The following is a 1,917-nucleotide window of genomic DNA, read 5'->3' on the forward strand; positions in this document are numbered from 1 at the left end:
AAAAGCTGAATCATAAGGAGTGAACGAACATGACCACTGTTATCTTAGCTGAAAAACCTAGTCAAGCCCGTTCATACGTTCAAGCCTTTCAAAAGAGCACAAAAAAACAGGGTTACTATACGGTTAGCGACCCTGTTTTGCCCGAAAATACGCTTGTCACGTATGGTCTCGGACATTTAGTTGAACTAGCCACACCGGATAAATATGATCAGAAATATCAGCAATGGGCCTTATCTAATTTACCGATTTTCCCCGATAAATACAAGTTTGTGGTGTCAGCTAGTAAAAAAGATCAATTCAAGGTCGTCAAAGACCTGTTAACGAAGGCCGATACCATTATTGTTGCTACCGATAGTGGTCGGGAAGGCTCCAATATCGCATGGTCAATCATGAACCAAGCCCAGATTGACGTTAAAAAGAAGACCATTAAGCGGCTATGGTTGAATAGTTTGGAAAAAGACGCCATTATTACCGGATTCAAAAATCTTGGCGATTGGCACAAAGACTATTTGGCTTATAAAGAAGCCCAAACCCGTCAAATTAGCGATTGGTTAATTGGAATGAATGGTAGTCCCTTATACACCTTGTTATTAAGACAAAAAGGGGTACGTGGGGTGTACTCGATTGGTCGAGTACAGACGCCAACTTTGTATATGGTTTATCAAAGAGACCAGGCAATCAAACACTTTAAGCCGGAACCCTATTTTGAACTAAATGCGGAAATTGTAGCTAATCAGCAAAAATTCGTCGCAAAATTAGACCCCTATCAGCGATTTAAAGACGAAGCAGGGCTAATGACATTCATGCGAGCTAAACACGTTCATAAAGGCTCGCAGAACGGTTTAATCAAGACGTCCAAAAACAAGGCAAAAAGCGTGCTAGTCCCCAACTATTCTCGCTATCTAGTCTCCAAAGTGCCATGAATAAGCGTTATCACGCCAGTGCCAGCCAAACCTTAGCGGCTATTCAAAGCTTATACGAAGACAAACTACTCAGTTATCCCCGCACCGATTGTGCTTATATCACTGATGAAGAATTTGAGTATTTAGTGGCTAATCTGACGAAGTATCTGGGGTTAGTCTCTAAACAAGTCGCTTTAACCAATACCACCCCAAATAAGCGCTATGTTAATGGAAAAAAGGTTGAAGAACACTACGCCATTATCATGACTAAAGTCGTGCCGACGAAAGAGAAACTAGCCAGCTTGCCTAAATTACAGCAACAAGTCTATGACTTGGTTTTAAGAACCACATTAGCCATGTTTGCTGATCCGTACGAGTACGAGGAAACCACCATTATCACTCAAGTTGGCGACGTCAATTTTAAAGCGATGGGTAAGGTCCCAACTAAGCAAGGTTGGCAAACTTTATTTGATGATCACAAAGCCGACCAGCAAGTGGCAGCCACCCTACCGATCGTTCACCCAGGCGACCAAGTTCAAGCAAATCTTCAAACACCGCAAAAAGAAACGACCCCTCCGGTACCCTTTACCGAAGGTACCCTGATTACGGCCATGAAGACGGCCGGTAAAACACTTGATGATGAAGAAGCCCAAGCAATTCTCAAAGACGTGCAAGGAATTGGGACAAGTGCGACCCGGGCCAATGTGCTAGAAGTGTTAAAGAAACGCGGCTATTTAGTTACTGAAAAAAATAAGCTGCACGTCAGTGAAGCTGGGATCACATTATGTAAAGCGGTCGAACTCGAACCCTTGCTAACTAGTCCAGAAATGACAGCTAAATGGGAGCAAGCGTTACAGCAAATCAGTACCGAAGAACGCACTCCGGATAATTTTTTGAGCCAAATCAAGAAGTTTGTGGCGAAGTTAATCGCTGATGTTCCCACACAATTAACCGGCAATGCAGCCATTAAGCAACAAATCAATCACCAACAGCAAGCGCAAAAAACGCCGAAGTG

General features: G+C 43.1%; 1 pseudogene. It reads left to right on the forward strand.

The window, feature by feature from the left end:
* Positions 1-29 precede the first annotated feature (29 nt).
* Positions 30-1,917 (forward strand): annotated as a pseudogene (locus JCM11969_RS16565) (DNA topoisomerase 3); the annotation flags it as partial.

The sequence above is a fragment of the Secundilactobacillus paracollinoides DSM 15502 = JCM 11969 genome, assembly GCF_001311135.1.
GTDB classification, from domain to species: Bacteria; Bacillota; Bacilli; order Lactobacillales; family Lactobacillaceae; genus Secundilactobacillus; species Secundilactobacillus paracollinoides.